Source organism: Actinobacillus delphinicola (assembly GCF_900638385.1).
Lineage (GTDB): Bacteria > Pseudomonadota > Gammaproteobacteria > Enterobacterales > Pasteurellaceae > Actinobacillus_C > Actinobacillus_C delphinicola.
In genome coordinates this window covers 333,414-354,626 of the sequence record NZ_LR134510.1, presented here as the reverse complement: position 1 = coordinate 354,626, position 21,213 = coordinate 333,414, and the positions used below count along the sequence as shown (strand labels likewise).

Annotated in this window: 16 protein-coding genes; 4 read left to right on the top strand and 12 right to left on the bottom strand. The window is 37.7% G+C overall.

The window, feature by feature from the left end; genetic code table 11:
• Position 1 precedes the first annotated feature (1 nt).
• The 7 genes from EL259_RS01620 to rsgA form a co-directional block, all read right to left on the bottom strand.
• Entirely contained in the window at positions 2–772 is a 771-nt protein-coding gene (locus EL259_RS01620; RefSeq protein ID WP_126598397.1) for an NAD-dependent epimerase/dehydratase family protein, read from the bottom strand.
• Between the two features lie 60 nt (positions 773–832).
• On the bottom strand, positions 833–1,513 hold the full coding sequence (gene yjjG / locus EL259_RS01615; RefSeq protein WP_126598395.1) for a pyrimidine 5'-nucleotidase: 681 nt from the start codon (positions 1,511–1,513) through the stop codon (positions 833–835).
• Between the two features lie 3 nt (positions 1,514–1,516).
• Positions 1,517–3,559: an oligopeptidase A gene (prlC, locus tag EL259_RS01610; protein WP_126598393.1), complete on the bottom strand. Its 2,043-nt coding sequence runs from the start codon at positions 3,557–3,559 to the stop codon at positions 1,517–1,519.
• Between the two features lie 176 nt (positions 3,560–3,735).
• Positions 3,736–4,236 (bottom strand): PTS glucose transporter subunit IIA, encoded by a 501-nt coding sequence (crr, locus tag EL259_RS01605; protein WP_126598391.1) that lies wholly within the window; start codon positions 4,234–4,236, stop codon positions 3,736–3,738.
• Positions 4,237–4,302: 66 nt separating this feature from the next.
• Positions 4,303–6,024: a phosphoenolpyruvate-protein phosphotransferase PtsI gene (ptsI, locus tag EL259_RS01600; protein WP_126598389.1), complete on the bottom strand. Its 1,722-nt coding sequence runs from the start codon at positions 6,022–6,024 to the stop codon at positions 4,303–4,305.
• 85 nt (positions 6,025–6,109) lie between these two features.
• Complete coding sequence (ptsH, locus tag EL259_RS01595) at positions 6,110–6,367, bottom strand: phosphocarrier protein Hpr (RefSeq protein WP_126598387.1); 258 nt, start codon at positions 6,365–6,367, stop codon at positions 6,110–6,112.
• 219 nt (positions 6,368–6,586) lie between these two features.
• The gene (gene rsgA / locus EL259_RS01590) at positions 6,587–7,630 is read right to left on the bottom strand and encodes a small ribosomal subunit biogenesis GTPase RsgA (RefSeq protein WP_126598385.1); all 1,044 of its coding nucleotides are present in this window, start codon (positions 7,628–7,630) and stop codon (positions 6,587–6,589) included.
• A 70-nt stretch (positions 7,631–7,700) separates the two neighbouring features.
• On the opposite strand from rsgA, the gene orn reads away from it, so the two are divergent.
• The 4 genes from orn (at position 7,701) to EL259_RS08665 (ending at position 15,455) form a co-directional block, all read left to right on the top strand.
• Entirely contained in the window at positions 7,701–8,273 is a 573-nt protein-coding gene (gene orn / locus EL259_RS01585; RefSeq protein WP_126598383.1) for an oligoribonuclease, read from the top strand.
• A gap of 155 nt (positions 8,274–8,428) precedes the next feature.
• Entirely contained in the window at positions 8,429–9,331 is a 903-nt protein-coding gene (locus EL259_RS01580; RefSeq protein WP_126598381.1) for a DMT family transporter, read from the top strand.
• A 461-nt stretch (positions 9,332–9,792) separates the two neighbouring features.
• A complete protein-coding gene (locus EL259_RS01575; protein ID WP_126598379.1) occupies positions 9,793–14,280 on the top strand; it encodes an apolipoprotein A-IV repeat region-like domain-containing protein in 4,488 nt (1,495 codons plus the stop codon).
• Complete coding sequence (locus tag EL259_RS08665) at positions 14,277–15,455, top strand: YadA C-terminal domain-containing protein (RefSeq protein ID WP_197721291.1); 1,179 nt, start codon at positions 14,277–14,279, stop codon at positions 15,453–15,455. Before EL259_RS01575 ends, EL259_RS08665 begins: the two co-directional genes overlap by 4 nt.
• Positions 15,456–15,542: 87 nt before the next feature.
• On the opposite strand, the gene oppF is transcribed toward EL259_RS08665, so the two are convergent.
• The 5 genes from oppF to EL259_RS01545 form a co-directional block, all read right to left on the bottom strand.
• Complete coding sequence (oppF, locus tag EL259_RS01565; protein ID WP_126598377.1) at positions 15,543–16,532, bottom strand: murein tripeptide/oligopeptide ABC transporter ATP binding protein OppF; 990 nt, start codon at positions 16,530–16,532, stop codon at positions 15,543–15,545.
• Between the two features lie 13 nt (positions 16,533–16,545).
• On the bottom strand, positions 16,546–17,547 hold the full coding sequence (gene oppD / locus EL259_RS01560) for an oligopeptide ABC transporter ATP-binding protein OppD (RefSeq protein WP_126598375.1): 1,002 nt from the start codon (positions 17,545–17,547) through the stop codon (positions 16,546–16,548).
• Positions 17,548–17,565: 18 nt separating this feature from the next.
• Positions 17,566–18,480: an oligopeptide ABC transporter permease OppC gene (gene oppC / locus EL259_RS01555; protein ID WP_126598373.1), complete on the bottom strand. Its 915-nt coding sequence runs from the start codon at positions 18,478–18,480 to the stop codon at positions 17,566–17,568.
• A gap of 13 nt (positions 18,481–18,493) precedes the next feature.
• Entirely contained in the window at positions 18,494–19,414 is a 921-nt protein-coding gene (gene oppB, locus EL259_RS01550; protein ID WP_126598371.1) for an oligopeptide ABC transporter permease OppB, read from the bottom strand.
• 80 nt (positions 19,415–19,494) lie between these two features.
• Complete coding sequence (locus EL259_RS01545; RefSeq protein WP_126598369.1) at positions 19,495–21,141, bottom strand: ABC transporter substrate-binding protein; 1,647 nt, start codon at positions 21,139–21,141, stop codon at positions 19,495–19,497.
• Between the last annotated feature and the right edge of the window lie 72 nt (positions 21,142–21,213).

Genomic DNA, 21,213 nt, shown 5'->3' with positions numbered 1-21,213 from the left:
TTTAGGTAATAATTTCAGGATTTTGATAAACAAAACCAAGTTCTTGGCAAATTTTTGTGCCTTCAATAATTTGTTGTGCTGCTTGTTGGCGATCCTCTAGGCTTGCGTGATGGTTTAAGAAGTATTGAATTTGTAGCGTTGGGGCAACAAGGTGATATAGTCGACGTCCACATGGCATTTTTAGTAATAAATAAACGGCACGGCAGCAATCTTCAGCATGGATAAGATTAAGCGATGAAAGAATATCATCTTTTGTAGAATGGTGTGGAATGAGATTCGGATCAATAAATTTACCTAAGCGTAAAATATCACAATGAATAGTATCTAATTGATTTAGCATAGATTCAATTTGGCTAAGAGCATGAGTAACTTCATTATAAGGTTTAGGTAATGTCGTTTCGTTAAGGATACCAGGTTGGCTACCCAGAATGGTGGTAGAACTAATAAAGATGATGTGGGAAACAGTATGGAGAAGGGCTTCATTGATGATATTTTGAATACTTTTTACATAGTCATGGTTATGAAAGAAATATCGACTGGGAGGAATATTGATAACTAGCGCATCAACATTAAAAAGCGCATTAATATCTTCTGGAGATGCATTGATTTCAGGCGTTAACTCAAGTTGGTAAGCCTCTAATTCTTGCAGACGAGCGCTTTCTACTTTCTCGTAAGTGCGAGTACTTCCTTTCACATCATATCCGAATTGCTTCAGGTATCTTGCTAATGCACGACCCCATGTATTTAACCCTATGATAGACACCGATTTCATATATTATTATCCTTATGTAAAACGCAGTAAATGAATAAAATTTACTGCGTTTATTTTAAGCTACATTACAATATTTACCAAATCTGAGATGTTCGTTATTTCAAATGTTGGTTTGATATGTTCTGGTGAGGTTTGTTGGTGTTGATTTAGCCAACAAGTATCAAAGCCAAACGCATTTCCCCCCGCAATATCTGACGATAGGCTATCACCGACCATCAAAATCTGCGATTTTTGTACTGGAAATCTTTGTTGTATTTGATCAAATGCAGCAGAGAAAATACCTGTTTGTGGTTTCGGAACACCAACTTCTTCAGAAATAATGAGCAAATCAAAGAACTTAGCGGTTTTGGTAAAATCCAAACGTGCTTGCTGCATTGATGCAAAACCATTGGTAATAATACCCATATTCACTTTACCGTGGAGTTTTTCAAGCATAGGGATAGTTTCACGATAAGCAGGGCTTAGCGTTGCCATTTGATCCATTAACTCTGCATTTATTTGTAATGGATCAATACCGATTTTTTTACTTAAATTCTGAAAACGATAGCATTTTAGTTGATTAACATCGATTTTCTGTTGCTGATATTGCAACCATAGTGGCTGATTAATATTTTCATATTCTTCAAAATCCTGTTTTGTAAAGTCCATGCCATATTTGGCACAGACATTTACAAGACCTTGATAAGAGCTGAATGAAAATAACGTTTGATCGGCATCGAATAAGATCCATTTATATTTCATGATTTAGCCCTTAATGCCTTTATGACGAAGTAATGCGTCTAGTGTTGGTTTACGACCACGGAAACGTTCAAAGAGAACCATTGGTTCTTCGCTACCACCACGACTTAAAATTTCTTTTAAGTAAGATTGTCCTGTGACTGGGTTAAAAATACCTTCTTCTTCAAAGCGAGAAAATGCGTCTGAAGATAATACTTCTGCCCAAAGGTAACTATAGTAGCCTGCTGCGTAACCTCCAGCAAAGATATGGCTAAAGCTATGAGGCATTCTTGCCCAATCCACACCTTTTACGACAGCCACTTCATCTTTGACTTTTTTCAAGGTTTCTAAGACTTGGCTTGGATTATTTGGATCGATGTTATGGTGGAGGCGAAAATCAAATAAACCAAATTCTAATTGACGTAAAACAAACATTGCTGCTTGGAAGTTCTTAGCATCAATAAGTTTTTGTAATAGATCTTGTGGTAATGGTTCGCCTGTTTCGTAATGACCAGAGATAAATTCTAGTGCTTTTGGTTGCCAGCACCAGTTTTCAAGGAATTGGCTTGGTAATTCCACCGCATCCCATGGTACCCCATTAATTCCAGCAACATCTGGCACGTCGATTTCTGTTAGCATGTGATGGATACCATGTCCAAATTCGTGGAATAGGGTGGTCACTTCATCGTGAGTAAATAATGCTGGTTTATCACCAATTGGTGCATTGAAATTACAAGTTAAGAAAGCAACTGGAGTTTGAATATGATCTTTATCTAACACTTTACGACCAATACAATCATCCATCCATGCACCACCACGTTTATGTTCACGCGCATAGAGATCAAGGTAGAAACTTCCGAGCAATTTACCGCTTGTTTTATCCTTAAGATCGAAGAAACGAACAGATTTATCCCAAGTATCTACGTCAAAACGTTCTTCAGCTTTAATATTGAATAAGCGTGAAATTAACTCAAATAACCCTGAAATAACGCGATTTTCTGGAAAATATGGGCGAAGTTGCTCATCGCTAATTTGATATAACGCTTGTTTTTGTTTTTCGCCGTAGAAAGTGATATCCCATGGGTTAAGCTGTTCTACACCGTATTGTTCTTTACAGAATGCTTGTAAATCTTGTAATTCTTTTTCGCCCTGAGCTTTTGAACGTAATGCAAGATTATCTAAAAATTGCATCACTTGATCGGGTGTTTCTGCCATTTTGGTGGCAAGAGAAAGTTCGGTATAGGTATCAAAGCCAAGAAGTTTAGCCAATTCTAAACGTAAAGTGAGAATTTCTTGCATAATCGCAGTGTTATCCCATTTTCCTGCGTTCGGACCTTCATCAGAAGCACGGGTTGCGAAAGCACGATACATTTCTTCACGAAGAGCCGCATTTTCTGCATACATCATAACTGGCAAATAGCTTGGAAATTCAAGAGTAAAACGCCAGCCATCTAAGCCTTTACTTTGTGCCGATTGCGCAGCAGCTTGTAAAGTACTTTCTGGTAAGCCTTTAAGCTCATTGATATCAGTAATAATTTTTTCCCAGCCCATAGTCGCATCAAGAACATTGTTGCTGAATTTTGAGTTAAGTTCAGATAAACGAGCAACAATTTCTGCATAACGTGCTTGTTTTTCATTATCGAGGGCAATACCTGATAATTCAAAATCGCGCAGTGCATTTTCAATGGCTTTTTGTTGAGCAAGCGAATAAGTTGAAAACTCAATGCTATTTTTTAGAGAGAGGTAGGCATCATATAAACCTTTGTGCTGACCAAGCCAAGTGCTGTATTCAGATAATAAAGGTAAGCAAGCTTCATATGCGTCACGGAGTTCAGGGCTATTTTTTACTGAGTTTAAATGGCTTACTGGTGACCAAGCACGTTGTAATTTTTCACCGAGGTTATCCATCGGTTCAATAAAATTTTCCCAAGTGAATTGTGATTGGGTAAGAAGTTTTCCAATTGTTTCTCTGCTTTCTTTTATGATTTGTTCAATGGCAGGTTGAATATGTTCTGGTTTGATTTTTGAGAATTCTGGTAAACCAGTAGTTGTAAGAAGTGGATTAGACATAATTGTTCCTTTTAAAATAAATCTCTATTGTTGAGATCGTTAAGAAAACTAAGTTAATTCCGCTTAAAATAACAAATTTATATAGAGCTTAAAAGCAAAAAATTTTCTGAAAATACAGGCGTCATAAAAATAAAAAACCTCATTTAAAAATGAGGTCTTTTGAGTTGAATTTGTGGTTATTTTTTTAGTGTAAGGATAACACTTTCCCCAGCAACAACTGGACCTGATTTTTTTTCAAGGTGACAAATTTCTTCCATATTAGCGATAACAACTGGCGTTAATAAAGATTTATCAGTGTGTTGCAATTCATCTAAATGAAGTTCAATGATGGGATCGCCACATTTCACTTGCTGCCCTTCTTTTGCGATACGAGTAAAACCTTTCCCCTTAAGTTCTACAGTATCTACACCAAAATGTACAAATAACTCAACACCATTTGTTGTAGTCATTGAAAAAGCATGGTTGGTTTCAAAAATTTTATTAATCACGCCATCTGCTGGTGCTACGAGAAGTGAACCAGAGGGACGGATTGCAATACCATCACCAACGATTTTTTCTGAAAAAACAACATCAGGTACATCTTCAAGACTAATTAGCTCGCCAGTGACAGGGGCATAGATTTCAACATTGATGGTTTTTTTTTCTTTTGAACCAAATAATTTACCTAAAAAGCTCATTCTGTACTCCTACTTTATACAAAATCCCTGTCATTTTAGCGAAAAAATGATGAAATTAATATTTATTTAGCCTTTGTCTGCTAAAAAATCTGCAATAAGGTCAGCAATTTCTTGTGCTGTCGGTTTTTGTAATGCTTCTTTAGCAAGAGTTTGTGCTTCTTCAAACGTTACGTTACGAATCAGTTTTTTAATACGAGGGATTGAAATTGCACTCATACTAAATTCGTCAAGTCCCATACCGAGAAGAAGTAGGGTAGCACGTTCGTCACCAGCTAATTCACCACACATACCAGTCCATTTACCTTCAGCATGAGAAGCTGAAATAACTTGGTTAATGAGGTTTAAAACAGCAGGAGTCATCGGGTTGTAGAGATGAGCAATTAACTCATTACCACGGTCAACGGCAAGGGTATATTGAGTTAAATCATTTGTCCCAATACTGAAGAAATCGACTTCTTTTGCTAAGAATTTTGCGTTTACTGCGGCTGCTGGAGTTTCAACCATTACACCGACTTGAATATTTTCATCGAATGCAATGCCTTCTGCTCTAAGATCAGCTTTAAGTTGTTTAATAACTGATTTTAACTCACGAATTTCTTCAACTGAAATAATCATCGGGAACATTACAGCGAGATTACCGAAAGCAGAGGCACGAAGTACAGCACGTAATTGTGTATTGAGAATCTCACGGCGATCAAAAGCAATACGAATAGCACGCCAGCCAAGGAATGGATTCATTTCTTTAGGTAGATCCATATAAGGGAGATCTTTATCACCACCAATGTCCATCGTACGAAGGACAACTAGGCGACCATTCATTGCTTCAACGACATCTTTATACGCCTTAAATTGTTCTTCTTCACCTGGTAATTGGTCACGATCCATAAATAAAAATTCGGTACGGTACAAACCGATACCTTCAGCTCCATTACGTTCTGCACCTTCGCAGTCACGTAATGTACCGATATTGGCTACTACGTCAACCTGATGACCATCTAATGTAACGGCGGGTAAATCTTTTAATTTAGCTAATTCTTCTTTTTCTTCATCAAGACGTTTCGCTAAAGTGTGAAGACGTTTTACTTCTTCTTCAGATGGATTGATATAAACGCGATTATCCGTTGCATCTAAGATGATATAATCATTAGTTTTAATGGCTTGAGTCGCATTGTTTGTTCCAACAATGGCAGGAAGTTCAAGTGAACGGGCCATAATTGAGGTATGTGATGTACGGCCACCTAAATCAGTAATAAAGCCTAATACATTTTCCAAGTTAAGCTGAGCTGTTTCAGATGGTGTTAAATCTTTAGCAACAAGGATAACTTTATCTTTGATTTCCCCAAGATCGATGATTTTGATACCTAAAATATTTTTAATTAAACGATTACCAATATCTCGAATATCGCCAGCACGTTCTTTTAGGTATTCATCATCCAATTCGGAAAGCATGGCTACTTGAGAAGCAATAATTTTCTCTGCTGCAACGGCTGCGGTAGTCTTATTAGAACGAATATACTCGATGATTTCTTCTTCTAATTCTTCATCTTCAAGAATCATCAAATGACCTTCAAAGATTGCCGCTTTGTCTTCGCCAAGCGTTTTTTGTGCACGATCTTTGATCGCATTTAACTGGGCGATTGCCTCAGTTCGACCTTGATAAAATTGTGCGATTTGTTCGCCTACTTCAGAATCTAAAATTTTGCGAGTATCGAAAACAATTTCATCTTCTTTTAAAACAAGTGCGTTTCCAAAGACAATCCCTGGAGATGCCGGAATACCTGACAGCATATGAACCTTCCAAATTTTGAGTTACGAGAATAGAAAATGCCACAAAATGAATGAGGAAATTTTGTGGCATAATGGTTTGATTTTTTTATTCTAATGTTGGAATGAGAGCCACTAAGTGATCAACTGCTTCTTTCTCATCATCACCTTCAGCAGAGATGGTAATGACAGTACCTTGTGTTAAACCTAAGGTTTGAAGTTTAAATAAGCTTTTTGCACTTGCTGTTTTACCACCTGAGGTAACATTGATATTAGAAGTAAAACCTTTTGCTTCTTTTACAAATTGTGCAGCAGGGCGAGTATGTAAACCATTTGGGGCTGTAATTTCAACTTCTTTTGAGTACATGTCTGTGTCCTTAATCAAATAAAAATGGATGAGTCTTTCACCCTAGGAAAAGATGCATAAATCAACTTTCTTAACTTAAATTTTAAGCGGAACAAGTATCTAATGGGCACTTTAAATAATCAATAAAAAAGGTTGTAAAATTTGAAGTACATCACAAAAAAGGCAAAAAAAAGAGTGTATCGGACACTCTTTTGGTTATTTTTTGTTCATTTGTTGTTGTTAGATATCGCTAGAAAAATGACGTTGAGACTTTGTTTCGGACAGGCTAGTTAATAAACGATGGTAATTTTCAAAGCGGATTGGGTTTATTTTCCCAGCCTCTACCGCCTCTCTTAATGCACATTGTGGATCAGTAAGATGTTTGCAATCACGGAATTTGCATGTTCCTAGGAAATCATGAAACTCACGGTAACCATCAGTAATTTGCGTTTCAGTAAGGTGCCATAAACCAAATTCACGGATTCCTGGACTATCAATTAATTCGCCGCCTTGGGGAAGATGGTACAGACGTGAAGATGTTGTGGTGTGCTGACCTAAACCCGATACTTCACTGACATCTCCAGTTAGGACATTGAGGTCAGGGAAAATTTGATTAATCAGGCTTGATTTTCCGACGCCAGATTGACCGACAAAAATACTTGTACCTTGTGCAAAAAGTGAGGTGAGTGCATTCATGTTTTCGCCTGTTTTGGCGGAAACGAGTAATACTTCGTAGCCAATGTCTTGGTAAATTTTTAATTGTTCTTCTACCTCATGGCGACTTTTAGCATCTAGCAGATCAACTTTATTTAAGACAATGGTGGCGGGAATTTTTGCATTTTCACACATGACTAAATAACGATCGATAATATTTAGAGATAATGCTGGAATAACGGCAGAAACTATAATAATGCGATCGATATTTGCCGCAATAGGTTTTAAACCATCATAATAATCAGGGCGTAAAATTTCACTTTTTCGAGGATAAACGCCCTCAATCACGCCACTTATACCTTGTAATTGCTCATTGCCTTCACGCCAAATTACGTAGTCCCCAACAACTAAGCTAGATAAAGTACGGCGAAGATTACAACGGAAAATTTCACCATGTGCATTCTCAACATCTGCATGTGATGCATAGCGAGTAACGATGCGCCCATCTTGGGTTTCACCAAGCATTTCATCTTGCCATTCGACATCTTGTTTTTGATGGCGATGGAGGGTTTTAGAACGGTTTGCCTGAATACGGCGTTTTTGGTTTTGAGTTAATTTGCGTTTAGCCAAAGAGAATCCTTACAGAAAAAAGCTTTTTCCGCTAATATAGGGAAGTAAATTTCTATAGGATACCGAAATTATGAGTACAGATAAAGCAAAACAAAAAGACCGCCAAAACTTGATTTGGATTGATTTAGAAATGACGGGATTAGATCCAAATAAAGAACGTATTATTGAAATTGCAACGATTGTTACGGATAAAGATCTAAATATCTTGGCAGAAGGTCCCGTATTAGCCGTACATCAATCGGATGAGTTATTAAATAAAATGAGTGCATGGTGCCAGACAACACATAGTCAAAATGGTTTGATTGATCGAGTGCGAGCAAGTAAATTGACGGAAAGAGCCGCTGAATTACGCACACTAGATTTCCTAAAAAAATGGACTGAAAAAGGAGCCTCGCCAATTTGTGGGAACAGCGTGGCACAAGATAAGCGTTTTTTATATAACTATATGCCTGAGCTTGCCGATTATTTCCATTATCGCCATTTGGATGTGAGTACGTTAAAAGAATTAGCCGTACGCTGGAAACCTGAAATCCTAGCTGGATTTAAAAAGAAAAATACACATCTTGCTTTAGATGATATCCGTGAATCTATTGCCGAACTTGCTTACTATCGTGAGCATTTTATTGATTTGGATAAGGCATAATTGAATAAATTTAGACCATTTTTAATAATTTTTTCCGAAAATCGTGGCGTGGTTAAAATCGTCACGATTTTTTTGTTGGTGGGATGGATGAATAGAAATTTGAGATTTAACTGCTATACTCATCACTTTCTATTTATTGTTTGAAAATTGAGATTATGAGTAACGAAAATAAAGCGATTGTTTATGTGCTGATTGCTTATGTCAGTATTGCGATTATGGGGATTTTTGTAAAATTTGCCTCAGCGACCGTACCATCAAGTGAAATATTGTTTGTCCGTTTTTTCTTAGGGGCAATATTTCTACTACCTTTTGTCGTGAAAACAAAGCAGCTAAAGATTAATTTTACTAAACCTCAGTATTTTATCTTACGTAATGCGGCGGGGATTTCGGCGATGTTGTTGATGTTTTATATCATAAAGCATTTACCAGTCGCGATTGCCATTTTATTGATGAATACATCTGCACTTTTCGTTCCGATCATTTTATTGTTCTTGGGGATCCGTACCACGTTAACTCAAGTAATATTGATTTCTCTTGGTTTTATCGGCGTATGTGTCATCTTGTTGGGTAGCCATTCACAAGCACATATTGATAATTTTTATGTATTTATCGGGATAGTGAGCGCTATTCTTGCTGCCATTGCTTATTGTAGTTTACAAGAATTGAATAAATATAATTCTCCTCAAAATATCGTCTTTTACTTTCATACCATAGGGTTTCTCTCTATTGCACTAATTTTTGGGCATGACTGGGTATGGGTATCATTATCTAGCTTTATCTTATTGATTTGCGTTGGAATTTTTGGATTAAGTTTCCAAATTTATGTGACGAAAGCATTTAAATATGCAAGTGCCAGTACACTTACCCCCTTCACCTTTATCGGGGTGGTTTTTTCAGGGTTGTTTGATGCTTTTATCGTGAAAGATCATCTTCCCACTACATTTTGGATTGGCGCATTAATTATTGTTATCGCTGTAAGCCTTTTAGCTAAAGATAATGCGAAACGTGCAAAATTAAAAAAATTAGCCGAAAATCATGGCGTGATTTCTAAAAAATAACTAAAAAAGGGCGGTCCATTATCTGCCCTTAATTTATCTTTTCATCTGCCATCAAATCTTATCTAACAACGAATGATATTCATGAGTTTTCCATAACTTTTTATTTATTTCTATTTTAATTAAACAGATTCAGACATCCTACTCACAATTTATCTTCTATTTTTTAATAAATTTAGTTTTAAAGATCTCGTGTAGGTATATATTTTATATAAATTAAAACATATACAATAATGATTGTTTATTTTTAAAATTCGATTATAAAGCAATCATTATAATCAGTTATCATAATTTTTTTTAATATAATAAAAAAGTAGTATTTGTGTAACTCTTTTAAATTATTTATTTTTTATGTTTATACACTTTATCTGCGCTTGCACGGATAAAAATATCGCTATATACTAATTTTGATTAACATCATGGAGTTAACACTTGAGTTGTAATTAGTAGTGTAGAAGGCGGTTATGAATAGAATTTTCAACATTATTTTTTCTAGAACGTTAAATAGTTTGGTTGTTGTGTCTGAATTAGCTAAAAATCATGGAAAAGGACAAACGACACGGAATGGAGTTATTTTAGATACTGCAGTTGATGTAGTGAAAATGACGCCTCATCTATCTTTACGAGGGCTTATAAGGAAAGCTTTAATTCTAGGAATCTCTGTAGGTTTTATGAATAATGCTTTTTCAGAAGACTTTTATCATTACTTTAATAGCATTAATGGTGGACAGAGCTGGATAAGTTCTAATAAAAATACAAAAAGTTATAACTATGAAAATAATGTCACAGTGGGAAATAATGCTGTTGCAGAAAGTCCAGATAATTTGTTAATCGAATTTAAAAAAAATTACGATAATTTGGATTATCTCAATCCTCGCCATAGCGATGTAAAGAGTAAGAAAAATATTGTTAAACTTGTTTATCTGATGTCGCGTGGTTTCGGAAAAGATTTAGCCACGATCAAACTCCCCGATCCCAATAATCCTAGAAATAAAATTTCAGCAATAAATTTATTAAAAAACTTTTGGGATAATCCAACAGAAGAAGGATTTATTCAAAATGTTGGTCCAATTTTGCAAAAGGTTCAGGCTCATTATAAACGTAGTGATGAATTAATAGATCACATATTTACGGGTAAACGGGATCCAAAATCGGGACAACAGTTATATGCGTATGGAGATTCTGCAATAGCCATGGCACAGATGGGAAATGCAGTTGCATTTGGACCATTTTCTATCGCTAGAAGTGGAGATACTATTTCTGCTGGGATTAATTCAGCTGCTTCAGGCTTTGAATCTACAGCATTAGGTAGCTCAGCCGAAGCGCAAGGGGTTCGTTCATTAGTATTAGGGTACAAAGCGAAAGTTTATAAAGTAAAAGGTGCGCCTGATCGTCAGGATGATATGACAGATGGGCAACGAATAGGCGGATCAGTTGCGTTAGGGAGTTATTCTAGTGTTTCACAAAGCGATTTAACGTCATTATTGAAAGAAGTTGGACAAAATTCAGAAGAATCTTTATCAGACCCTACTTACCATCCTACTGATGGCTTGGTGTCTATTGGTGGTCAATACGATGATGGAACTGAGCGCACTCGCCGTATTATTCATGTTGCTGCTGGGGTGAATGATACAGATGCAGTTAATGTTGCACAGTTGAAGAAAAAATGGGGTGAAACTTATTGGACGATTTCTGGTAAGCCTAGTGAAGATAGTAAGAGCGTAAAGAATAATGTTTATCCATATGGAGTAATTAATTTTAAGAATGGACGCAATACACAGGCTTTTGTCACGAGTGATGATAATGGTATTCATATAACTTATGATCTATCTAAGACTTTAAGTGATATTCAAAGCATCAGCAATACCAAAGATGGTGCAAGGATTACGTTAAATACCGATAAGACGATAGATTTTAATCAAAGTCGTTTAACACATATTGCTAAGGCGAAAGCAGATGATGATGCTGTTACCTTTGGGCAGCTTAAAGACGAATTATCAAATGTAGAAAATAAGCTTAATCAAAGTATCGAAAATAAATTAAAGGATCTTTCAAAGCACGATGGAGAAATAAGTCAATCTGTACAGAAGAAGATTGATCAAGTAGTTCAAAAAGCAACAGGTAAGATCGAGCAAGTAACAATAGCTGCAACGAATACTGCAAAAGTAGATATTACCAAGGCGGGTAAACAAGCAACAGATGATATCGCCAAAGCCTCTAAAGATGCTAAAGAAGCCATTAATACAGCAAAAACTGATGCCACTGAAACATTGCATCAAAATGTAGAACAAGCTAAAACCGATATTGGTACTGCGACTACCAAAGCAAAAGGTGAAATCACCCAAGCAACGCAGACAGCAACTGGTGCGGTAAATAAAGCTGGAAATCAAGTGAAAGCGGAGATTAGTAAAGCGGGTACCGATGCAACGAATAGTATTGCTACAGCTAGCCAAACAGCAACAGATAGTATCGCTAAAGCCTCGAAAGATGCTAAAGAAGCCATTAATACAGCAAAAACTGATGCCACTGAAACATTGCATCAAAATGTAGAACAGGCTAAAACCGATATTGGTACTGCAACCACCAAAGCAAAAGGTGAAATTACCCAAGCAACGCAGACGGCAACGGGTGCGGTAAACAAAGCTGGAAAACAAGTGAAAGCGGAGATTAGTAAAGCGGGTACCGATGCAACGAATAGTATTGCTACAGCTAGCCAAACAGCAACAGATAGTATCGCCAAAGCCTCGAACGATGCTAAAGAAGCCATTAGTACAGCGGCAAATGATGCTACTAAAACAGTACATCAAAATGTAGAACAAGCTAAAACCGATATTGGTACTGCAACCACCAAAGCAAAAGGTGAAATTACTCAAGCAACGCAGACAGCGACGGGTGCGGTAAATAAAGCTGGAAATCAAGTGAAAGCGGAGATTGGTAAAGCGGGTACCGATGCAACGAATAGTATTGCTACAGCTAGCCAAACAGCAACAGATAGTATTGCTAAAGCCTCGAAAGAGGCTAAAAAAGCCATTAGTACAGCGACAAATGATGCTACTAAAACAGTACATCAAAATGTAGAAGATGCGAAAGTCGATATTGGTACTGCGACTACCAAAGCAAAAGGTGAAATTACCCAAGCAACGCAGACAGCAACGTGTGCGGTAAATGATGCTGGAAACCAAATGAAAGCGGAGATTAGTAAAGCGGGTACCGATGCAACGAATAGTATTGCTACAGCTAGCCAAACAGCAACAGATGATATCGCCAAAGCCTCGAACGATGCTAAAAAAGCCATTAGTACAGCGACAAATGATGCTACTAAAACAGTACATCAAAATGTAGAAGATGCGAAAGCTGATATTGGTAGTGCGACTACCAAAGCAAAAGGTGAAATTACTCAAGCAACGCAGACAGCAACGGGTACGGTAAATGATGCTGGAAACCAAATGAAAGCGGAGATTGGTAAAGCGGGTGCTGATGCAACGAATAGTATTGCTACAGCTACTCAAACAGCAACACAAAAAGCCCAAGAGGCGATTAACACTGCGACACATAATGCCACTAAAACAGTACATCAAAATGTAGAACAAGCTAAAACCGATATTGGTACTGCAACCACCAAAGCAAAAGGTGAAATTACCCAAGCAACGCAGACGGCAACGGGTGCGGTAAACAAAGCTGGAAAACAAGTGAAAGCGGAGATTAGTAAAGCGGGTACCGATGCAACGAATAGTATTGCTACAGCTAGCCAAACAGCAACAGATAGTATCGCCAAAGCCTCGAACGATGCTAAAGAAGCCATTAGTACAGCGGCAAATGATGCTACTAAAACAGTACATCAAAATGTAGAACAAGCTAAAACCGATATTGGTACTGCAACCACCAAAGCAAAAGGTGAAATTACTCAAGCAACGCAGACAGCGACGGGTGCGGTAAGTAATGCTGGAAACCAAGTGAAAGCGGAGATTAGTAAAGCGGGTACCGATGCAACGAATAGTATTGCTACAGCTAGCCAAACAGCAACAGATAGTATCGCTAAAGCCTCGAAAGATGCTAAAGAAGCCATTAATACAGCAAAAACTGATGCCACTGAAACATTGCATCAAAATGTAGAACAGGCTAAAACCGATATTGGTACTGCAACCACCAAAGCAAAAGGTGAAATTACCCAAGCAACGCAGACGGCAACGGGTGCGGTAAACAAAGCTGGAAAACAAGTGAAAGCGGAGATTAGTAAAGCGGGTACCGATGCAACGAATAGTATTGCTACAGCTAGCCAAACAGCAACAGATAGTATTGCCAAAGCCTCGAAAGATGCTAAAGAAGCCATTAATACAGCAAAAACTGATGCCACTGAAACATTGCATCAAAATGTAGAACAGGCTAAAACCGATATTGGTACTGCAACCACCAAAGCAAAAGGTGAAATTACCCAAGCAACGCAGACAGCAACGGGTGCGGTAAGTAATGCTGGAAATCAAGTGAAAGCGGAGATTAGTAAAGCGGGTACGGATGCAACGGATAGTATTGCTACAGCTACTCAAACAGCAACACAAAAAGCCCAAGATGTGATTAGTACAGCGACAAATGATGCTACTATCAAAGCAAAAGGTGAAATTACCCAAGCAACCAATACAGCAATCGGTGAAATTGGTAAGGCTACGGGTAATAGTAAAGATGAAATTGCTCAAGCGACTACAAGTGCTGAAAGTGCAATTACGGCAACGGCGGATAGTGTGACAAGTAACGTAACTAAAGTGGTAGAGGGAGCTAAAACGGCACTTGATCAGGCGACATTAAAAGCAAAAAAAGCGACTCATCACGCTGAAGATGTAACAAAAGATCTAAGCAATATAGTAGAACAAGCTGTGGATACTAAGAACGGGATTATAACGGCAACTGGGGAAGCTAAAAAAGCAGCAGAACATGCAAATGGTGTAGCGGAAAAATGACAGAAGAAGTAAAAAATACACTTAAAAAAGTCGATTTGGTTTCTTCTAAAGCTCAGGCTACTGCAGATTCGGCTGAGCGTACGGCTCGTTCTGCTAAAATTACTGTTGATAAAGCCGATGGTGTTGCTAATAAGGCGAAGGAAATAGCACAAACTGCCAAAGAAATTGTGACTAAAAATGCGGCGAGTATTCAAGCTGTAAAAGATAAAATTAAAAATCAGACAATCAAAGTCAATGGAAAAAATGTATCTCTTGAAAAAGGTTTAATTTTATCTGGTAATGGTGAAGTTGTTATTGACACATCGTCTGAAAAACCTGGAGCTATCAAAGTAACATTAAATAAAGATTTTGTGAACAAAGTGGATGCAACGGCGACAAAATTAGCTAATTTGGAAAAGGCACAAAATGAGACGAAAGGTTTCCGTATTCATGGTGATAATGGTCTTGAAAATGCATTAAATACCGAATTAACTGCAGAGTATGGCGTACGTATCGGCGGTAAGAAAAAAAATGGTCATCAAAATATTTATGTCACAGCTGATAGTAAAAATAATGAGTTAGCGATTAGCCTTGATGCAAATGTTAAAGTTGATGAAAGTATTACTGCGGGGGATGAGCACGGTCAGCATACGAAAATTGCGAAAGACGGTGTAACTGTTGCGGATAATGCAGGTAGTACTGTGATAGCGATTAAATCTAATCAAGAACGTAAAGTGATTAGAAATGGTAAGGCTACGATTGAACGTCATAATGTTATTGCCTTTAAAGAAGGTCCACATGGAGAAGGTGCGACTGGGGAAATAACGGGGATTGCTACTCCAACAGCCGATCAAATTACCCATGTTGCCAATGTAGATTATGTCAACCGTACCGTTTCACAGGGAATGCAACAGGTGAATCATAGGATAGATAATCTAAGTAATACGGTAAGCACCATGAATAAAGATCTTCGTGCGGGTATTGCAGGATCTACTGCGATTGGCTTTTTGCAACGACCAAATTCAGGAGGGAAAAGCATGATTTCAGCAGCATTAGGTGGCTATCGTGGACAACATGCTGTGGCATTGGGCTTTGCTAGAACCTCTGAAGACAATGGTATTTCATTTAAGGCAGGTATTAGTTTGAATACACGTAATGATTTTAACTACGGAACAAGTATTGGTTACCAATGGTAGTAAACAAAAATGTGGCAGAAATGCCACATTTTTATTTTTAGCACGCCACAATATTCAAAAAATTTTATGAAAATTGGGGCATGATTTTTATTTTAATCTTGCTTTAAAACAAGCAACTTTATGATTTGTTACGCCTTCTAAAAAAGGTTTTACGGTAATGCAATGTTCATAGGCAAGCGGACAGCGAGTACGGAAAACACATCCTGATGGCGGATTGATTGGAGAAGGAAGATCACCTTCAATAAGTTGAATAGTTTTATTGCGTTCTAATTCAGGATCAGGAATCGGTACAGCAGACATGAGTGCTTTCGTATAAGGATGAAGTGGCGTGTCATATACTGCTTTTTCGGTCCCCATTTCAACGACATTCCCTAAGTACATAACCAAAATACGATTGGATATATGTTTTACTACCGCTAAATCATGAGCAATAAAAATCAATGATAAGTTCATTTCCTTCTGTAACGATTTTAAAAGGTTTACTACTTGTGCTTGAATGGAAACATCAAGTGCTGAAACGGGTTCATCGCAAATGATAAGTTTAGGTTCTACGATAAGCGCACGGGCAATTCCAATGCGTTGGCATTGCCCACCAGAAAACTCATGTGGATAACGGTTAATGAGGTTAGGCAAAAGCCCAACTTTCATCATCATTGCTTTAACTTTTTCTTGCACTTCATTTGCAGTTAAATGGGGTTGATAGATTTTTAATGGTTCGGCAATGATATTACCAATAGTCATGCGTGGATCGAGCGAGGCAAGAGGATCCTGAAAAATCATTTGTAATTGGCTACGATAAGGTTTCCACTGACGTGCATTTTTGTCAGCAAGATCTTCACCTAACCAAAGGATTTGTCCTTGGGTACTTTTTACTAAACCAATAATAGCGCGTGCAAGGGTTGATTTACCACAGCCAGATTCGCCCACGACTCCTAATGTTTCTCCCTCATATAGTTTAAAAGATACATCATTAACTGCTTTAAGTGTTTGTTTCTTATTCAAAAAGAGATTTTTATTATCAATTATGTTGAAGTAAACACTTAAATTTTTTACATCAAGAAGTAATTTTTTTTCCATAATATCTCATCTCCTATTTAAATTTTTGCACAATTTCAATCAGTTCTGATTGGGGAATGAAACACGCTCTTAAGCGATTATCAGGAGTACGTTCTAACGTTGGTGCTGTGACACATTCAGAACGTGCATATTGGCAACGTGGCATAAAGGGACAGCCTGATGGTAATTTCAATAAATTAGGCGGATTTCCTGGGATTGTGGTGAGCTCAGTTTGTGACTCATTTAATCGAGGGACTGCCTCAATTAAACCGATTGAATAAGGGTGAGAAGGAGAATAGAAAATTTGTTCTGCCGTGCCATATTCCATGGTACGTCCTGCATACATCACGAGAACATTATCACAAATGCCTGCCACAACACCGAGATCGTGTGTAATCATAATAATAGCCGTGTTAAATTCTGTTTTTAGTTCATTTAATAAGGTCATTATTTGGGCTTGAACAGTTACATCAAGTGCAGTGGTAGGTTCATCTGCAATAAGTAATTTCGGACGACAAAGTAATGCCATAGCGATCATGACCCGTTGCCGCATTCCACCAGAAAATTCATGGGGATACATGCCCATACGTTTGCGAGATTCTGGTATTTTTACTGCATCAAGCATGGCAACGGATTGTGCGAATGCTGTTTTATGATCCATCCCTTTGTGGATTTTAAGCACTTCCATCAGTTGATCGCCGATTTTCATATATGGGTTAAGTGACGTCATTGGATCTTGGAATATGATCGCCATTTGCTCAGCACGTAAACGATTGAGCTGTGTTTCTGGCAAGTTTAAGATTTCTTGCTGATCAAAACGCGCAGAACCACTGATAGTCCCGTTTTGAGCAAGCAGTCCCATCAATGCAAAAGCCGTTTGTGATTTACCAGAACCTGATTCGCCAACAATGCCAAGGGTTTCGCCTGCATTTAGCGAGAAGGTGAGATTATTTACCGCAGTGACAGGACCATCAGGAGTTTTGAAACTGACGAAAAGATCCTGAACATGTAATAAAGGTTGGTTGTTATTTATCATTGTTATTCTCCGAATCTATTAGCGATCTTTGGGATCTAAGGCATCACGTAACCCATCCCCAATAAAGTTAAAACAAAAAAGAGTGATAACTAGAAAGAGAGCGGGGAAAATTAATAACCATGGAGCAGCTTCCATAGCATTCGCCCCATCATTTAATAATGCCCCCCAACTGCTGAGCGGTTCTTGAGTGCCTAGTCCAAGGAAACTTAAGAATGATTCAAAAAGGATCATTGAGGGTACGAGTAAAGAAGCATATACAACAACGACACCGAGTACATTTGGAACAATATGTTTCCAAATAATTTGTGATGTAGGTACACCACAAACTTGTGCTGCTTCAATAAATTCTTTCTGTTTTAAGCTAAGGGTTTGACCACGGACAATACGAGCCATATCGAGCCATGAAACCATACCGATCGCCACGAAAATCAGAAAAATATTTCGACCAAAAAAGGTGACTAATAAAATCACGAAGAACATGAATGGAAATGAGCTTAGGATCTCTAAAATACGCATCATGATGATATCTGTTTTACCACCGATATAGCCTGATGTTGTCCCATAAAGCGTTCCCATAATAACGGCAATTAAGGCACCAATAATGCCAACGAGCAAGGATATACGCCCGCCAATAGCCACTCTGACTAAAAGATCACGTCCAGATGAGTCTGTTCCAAAATAATGATGAGAAATAAAATCAGGTGATGCTGACATCATATTCCAATCTGTATCGTAATAATGGAATGGCATTAGCATCGGTGCAAAAGAAACAAAAAGTAGGATACCTAATAGCACAACTAAGCTAACAATGGCGGCTTTGTTATGGAAAAAACGGCGACGGGCATCTTGCCATAATGTGCGGTTATCTACCTCAACCAGTTCCTCTGTAATTCTTTCTAGTGCTTCACGGTTTTCTTTTCTAAGGTTTAGCATTGTTGACCCCTTTTTAATATTTAATTTGCGGATCGACAATGGCGTAGAGAATATCTACAACAGCATTGACGGCGATAGTTAAAGTACCAATTAAAATCGTGAGACTAAGCACTAAAGCATAGTCACGATTTAAGGCACCATTTACGAAAAGTTGCCCAATACCTGGGATACCAAAAATACTTTCAATAACCATTGAACCTGTAATGATTCCAACGAAAGCAGGTCCCATGTAGGAAATAACAGGGAGCATGGCTGGGCGCAAAGCATGAACCAATAAGATTCGACGCATAGGTAAACCTTTGGCTTTAGCGGTACGAATAAAATTTGAATGCAAAATTTCAATCATTGAACCTCGGGTGATACGAGCGATACTAGCGATATATGAAAGACAAAGTGCAATAACGGGTAAAATCATAAATTTTACGGCACCATCATTCCATCCACCTGCAGGTAGCCAGCCTAATGTAATTGCGAAGAGAAGAATCAACAGGGGAGCTACAATGAAACTTGGGATAACAACCCCTGTCATTGCAAAAGCCATGATGAAGTAATCTATCCATTTATTATGTTTCAAAGCTGCGATGGCACCTGCACTAACTCCAAAAATAAGTGCAATAATGAAAGCGACAACGCCTAGTTTGAGCGACACAGGAAAAGCATGATCCACTAATTGATTTACCGTGTAATCTTTATATTTGAACGACGGTCCGAAATCGCCATGCGCAAGATCTTTAAGATAGATGAGATATTGTTTAAGAATAGGCTCATCTAAGTGATATTTGGCGTTAATATTTGCCATAACTTGCGGCGGATAACTTTTTTCTGAGGAAAAAGGACTGCCTGGCGCAAGACGCATGAGGAAAAAAGACAAGGTAATTAAAATAAAGAGCGTAGGTATTGCTTGTAATATTCGGAAAAAGATAAGTTTTATCATAATAATTTTATCCCTAAAAGCAGACGATGAAAGAAGAGGGTGATAGAAAAACTATCACCATTTCTTTCTATAAATTTGATTTAATGTTCTTCAATATAAACGTTTTTTAAATAATAATTGTTTGCTGGATTATCTACATCAAACCCTTTTACATAAGGCTTAATCATGCGTGCATTCACACTATTGAAAATAGGAATAACGGCAACATCCTGATCTAAAATTGCTTCCGCTTTCGCATAATCTTCAGCCCGTTGTGTATTTGTTTTGGCACGGTAGCTTTGAGCAACTGCCTCGTCATAGAATTTATTATGGTAGAATGAAGAGTTTGTCGTAGAATGGGAAAGAAAATAATTCAGGAAACTACTTGCATCATTGTAGTCTGCACACCAGCCAGCACGGGCAACGTCATAGTTACCTTGATGGCGAGAATCTAAATAAGTTTTCCATTCTTGATTTTCTAATTTTACCCTTACTAATCCTTTCAAATTTTGACGCAGTATCGCAGAGGCGGCGATAGCAATGCGTTTATGGTTCTCGGAAGTGTTATAAAGCAAATTAAACGTGAGCGGATTGGCGCTTGAGTAACCAGCTTTTTCTAATAATTCAATCGCTTTTTGATTACGTTCTGCTTGTGTCCAAGAAGCCCATTCTGGATTTTTAATTTTTTCTCCACCATTAATATAATTTGGGGTAAATGTGTAGGTAACTTGTTGACCTTGCCCCATAACTTTATTGGTAATGATATTGCGATCAAGCGCCATTGAGAGTGCAAGACGAACATCACGATTATTAAATGGTGCACGTTTATTATTGATTTCATAATAATAAGTACACAGTGTTTTGGGCGTATATACTTGATTTGGATAATCTTTTTTTAAACGATTAAATAAATCAACAGGTAATGCACCACCTGTAATATCAATTCCACCAGAACGATAGCGATCGACATCCGTATTTGCAGATGCAATTGGATAAAGAATCACTTGTTTCAATTTAACGTTTTTGGCGTCCCAATAATAAGGATTTGGGGCTAGCTCAATTTTTTCATTCACAATCCAATTACTTGGTTTGAAAGGACCATTTGTGACGATATTTTCAGGTTTTGTCCAGGCATCACCATATTTTTCAACAACTTTTTGATTCAAAGGAACCATAGAATAGTATTCTAAAAGCTCATCCGCATAGGGAATGCTTTGAGATAAGTTCAGTTGTAATCGATTATTATCTAATGCAGTCACGCCCAAATTTTCGGGAGATTTTTTGCCAGATATGACTTCTTCAGCATTTTTTAATTTTAAGAATGTCAGATAACTCGCATAAGGGGAGGCAGTTTGTGGATCTGCTAAGCGGCGGAATGCATACACAAAATCATTTGCTGTTACTGGATCGCCATTTGACCATTTAGCATCGGGTCTTAGATAAAATGTCCAAACCGTATAATCATCATTATGTTCCCATCTTTCTGCCACACCGGGTAAAAGATGTCCTTGATTATCAGAAACGACCAGGGTTTCAAAAATATTTTGTGCGACATGACCTTCAGGAACGCCTTCAATTTTATGTGGATCTAATGAAGCAGGATCGGCACCAATATTCCAACGTACGGTTTGGTTGGATGAAAGTTTAGCATTTGCCCCAGTATTTTCTGCCCAAAGAAACGGATTTATACCCAAAAAGACAGAGCTAACAACGACGGATAACGTAATTTTGCGATTGAATAAACGCATATTTCACTCCTATTATGACTCTATATAAGTATATTTTTTATTAAGATGCCTAATCATATATACCATTCAAAT

Coding starts and splice junctions, on each gene's coding strand:
- crr (WP_126598391.1), bottom strand. CDS start 4,236: ATGAGCTTTTTAGGTAAATTATTTGGTTCAAAAGAAAAAAAAACCATC.
- oppC (WP_126598373.1), bottom strand. CDS start 18,480: ATGCTAAACCTTAGAAAAGAAAACCGTGAAGCACTAGAAAGAATTACA.
- EL259_RS01545 (WP_126598369.1), bottom strand. CDS start 21,141: ATGCGTTTATTCAATCGCAAAATTACGTTATCCGTCGTTGTTAGCTCT.
- yjjG (WP_126598395.1), bottom strand. CDS start 1,513: ATGAAATATAAATGGATCTTATTCGATGCCGATCAAACGTTATTTTCA.
- oppF (WP_126598377.1), bottom strand. CDS start 16,532: ATGGAAAAAAAATTACTTCTTGATGTAAAAAATTTAAGTGTTTACTTC.
- EL259_RS08665 (WP_197721291.1), top strand. CDS start 14,277: ATGACAGAAGAAGTAAAAAATACACTTAAAAAAGTCGATTTGGTTTCT.
- EL259_RS01620 (WP_126598397.1), bottom strand. CDS start 772: ATGAAATCGGTGTCTATCATAGGGTTAAATACATGGGGTCGTGCATTA.
- ptsI (WP_126598389.1), bottom strand. CDS start 6,024: ATGCTGTCAGGTATTCCGGCATCTCCAGGGATTGTCTTTGGAAACGCA.
- orn (WP_126598383.1), top strand. CDS start 7,701: ATGAGTACAGATAAAGCAAAACAAAAAGACCGCCAAAACTTGATTTGG.
- oppD (WP_126598375.1), bottom strand. CDS start 17,547: ATGATAAATAACAACCAACCTTTATTACATGTTCAGGATCTTTTCGTC.
- EL259_RS01580 (WP_126598381.1), top strand. CDS start 8,429: ATGAGTAACGAAAATAAAGCGATTGTTTATGTGCTGATTGCTTATGTC.
- EL259_RS01575 (WP_126598379.1), top strand. CDS start 9,793: ATGAATAGAATTTTCAACATTATTTTTTCTAGAACGTTAAATAGTTTG.
- ptsH (WP_126598387.1), bottom strand. CDS start 6,367: ATGTACTCAAAAGAAGTTGAAATTACAGCCCCAAATGGTTTACATACT.
- prlC (WP_126598393.1), bottom strand. CDS start 3,559: ATGTCTAATCCACTTCTTACAACTACTGGTTTACCAGAATTCTCAAAA.
- oppB (WP_126598371.1), bottom strand. CDS start 19,414: ATGATAAAACTTATCTTTTTCCGAATATTACAAGCAATACCTACGCTC.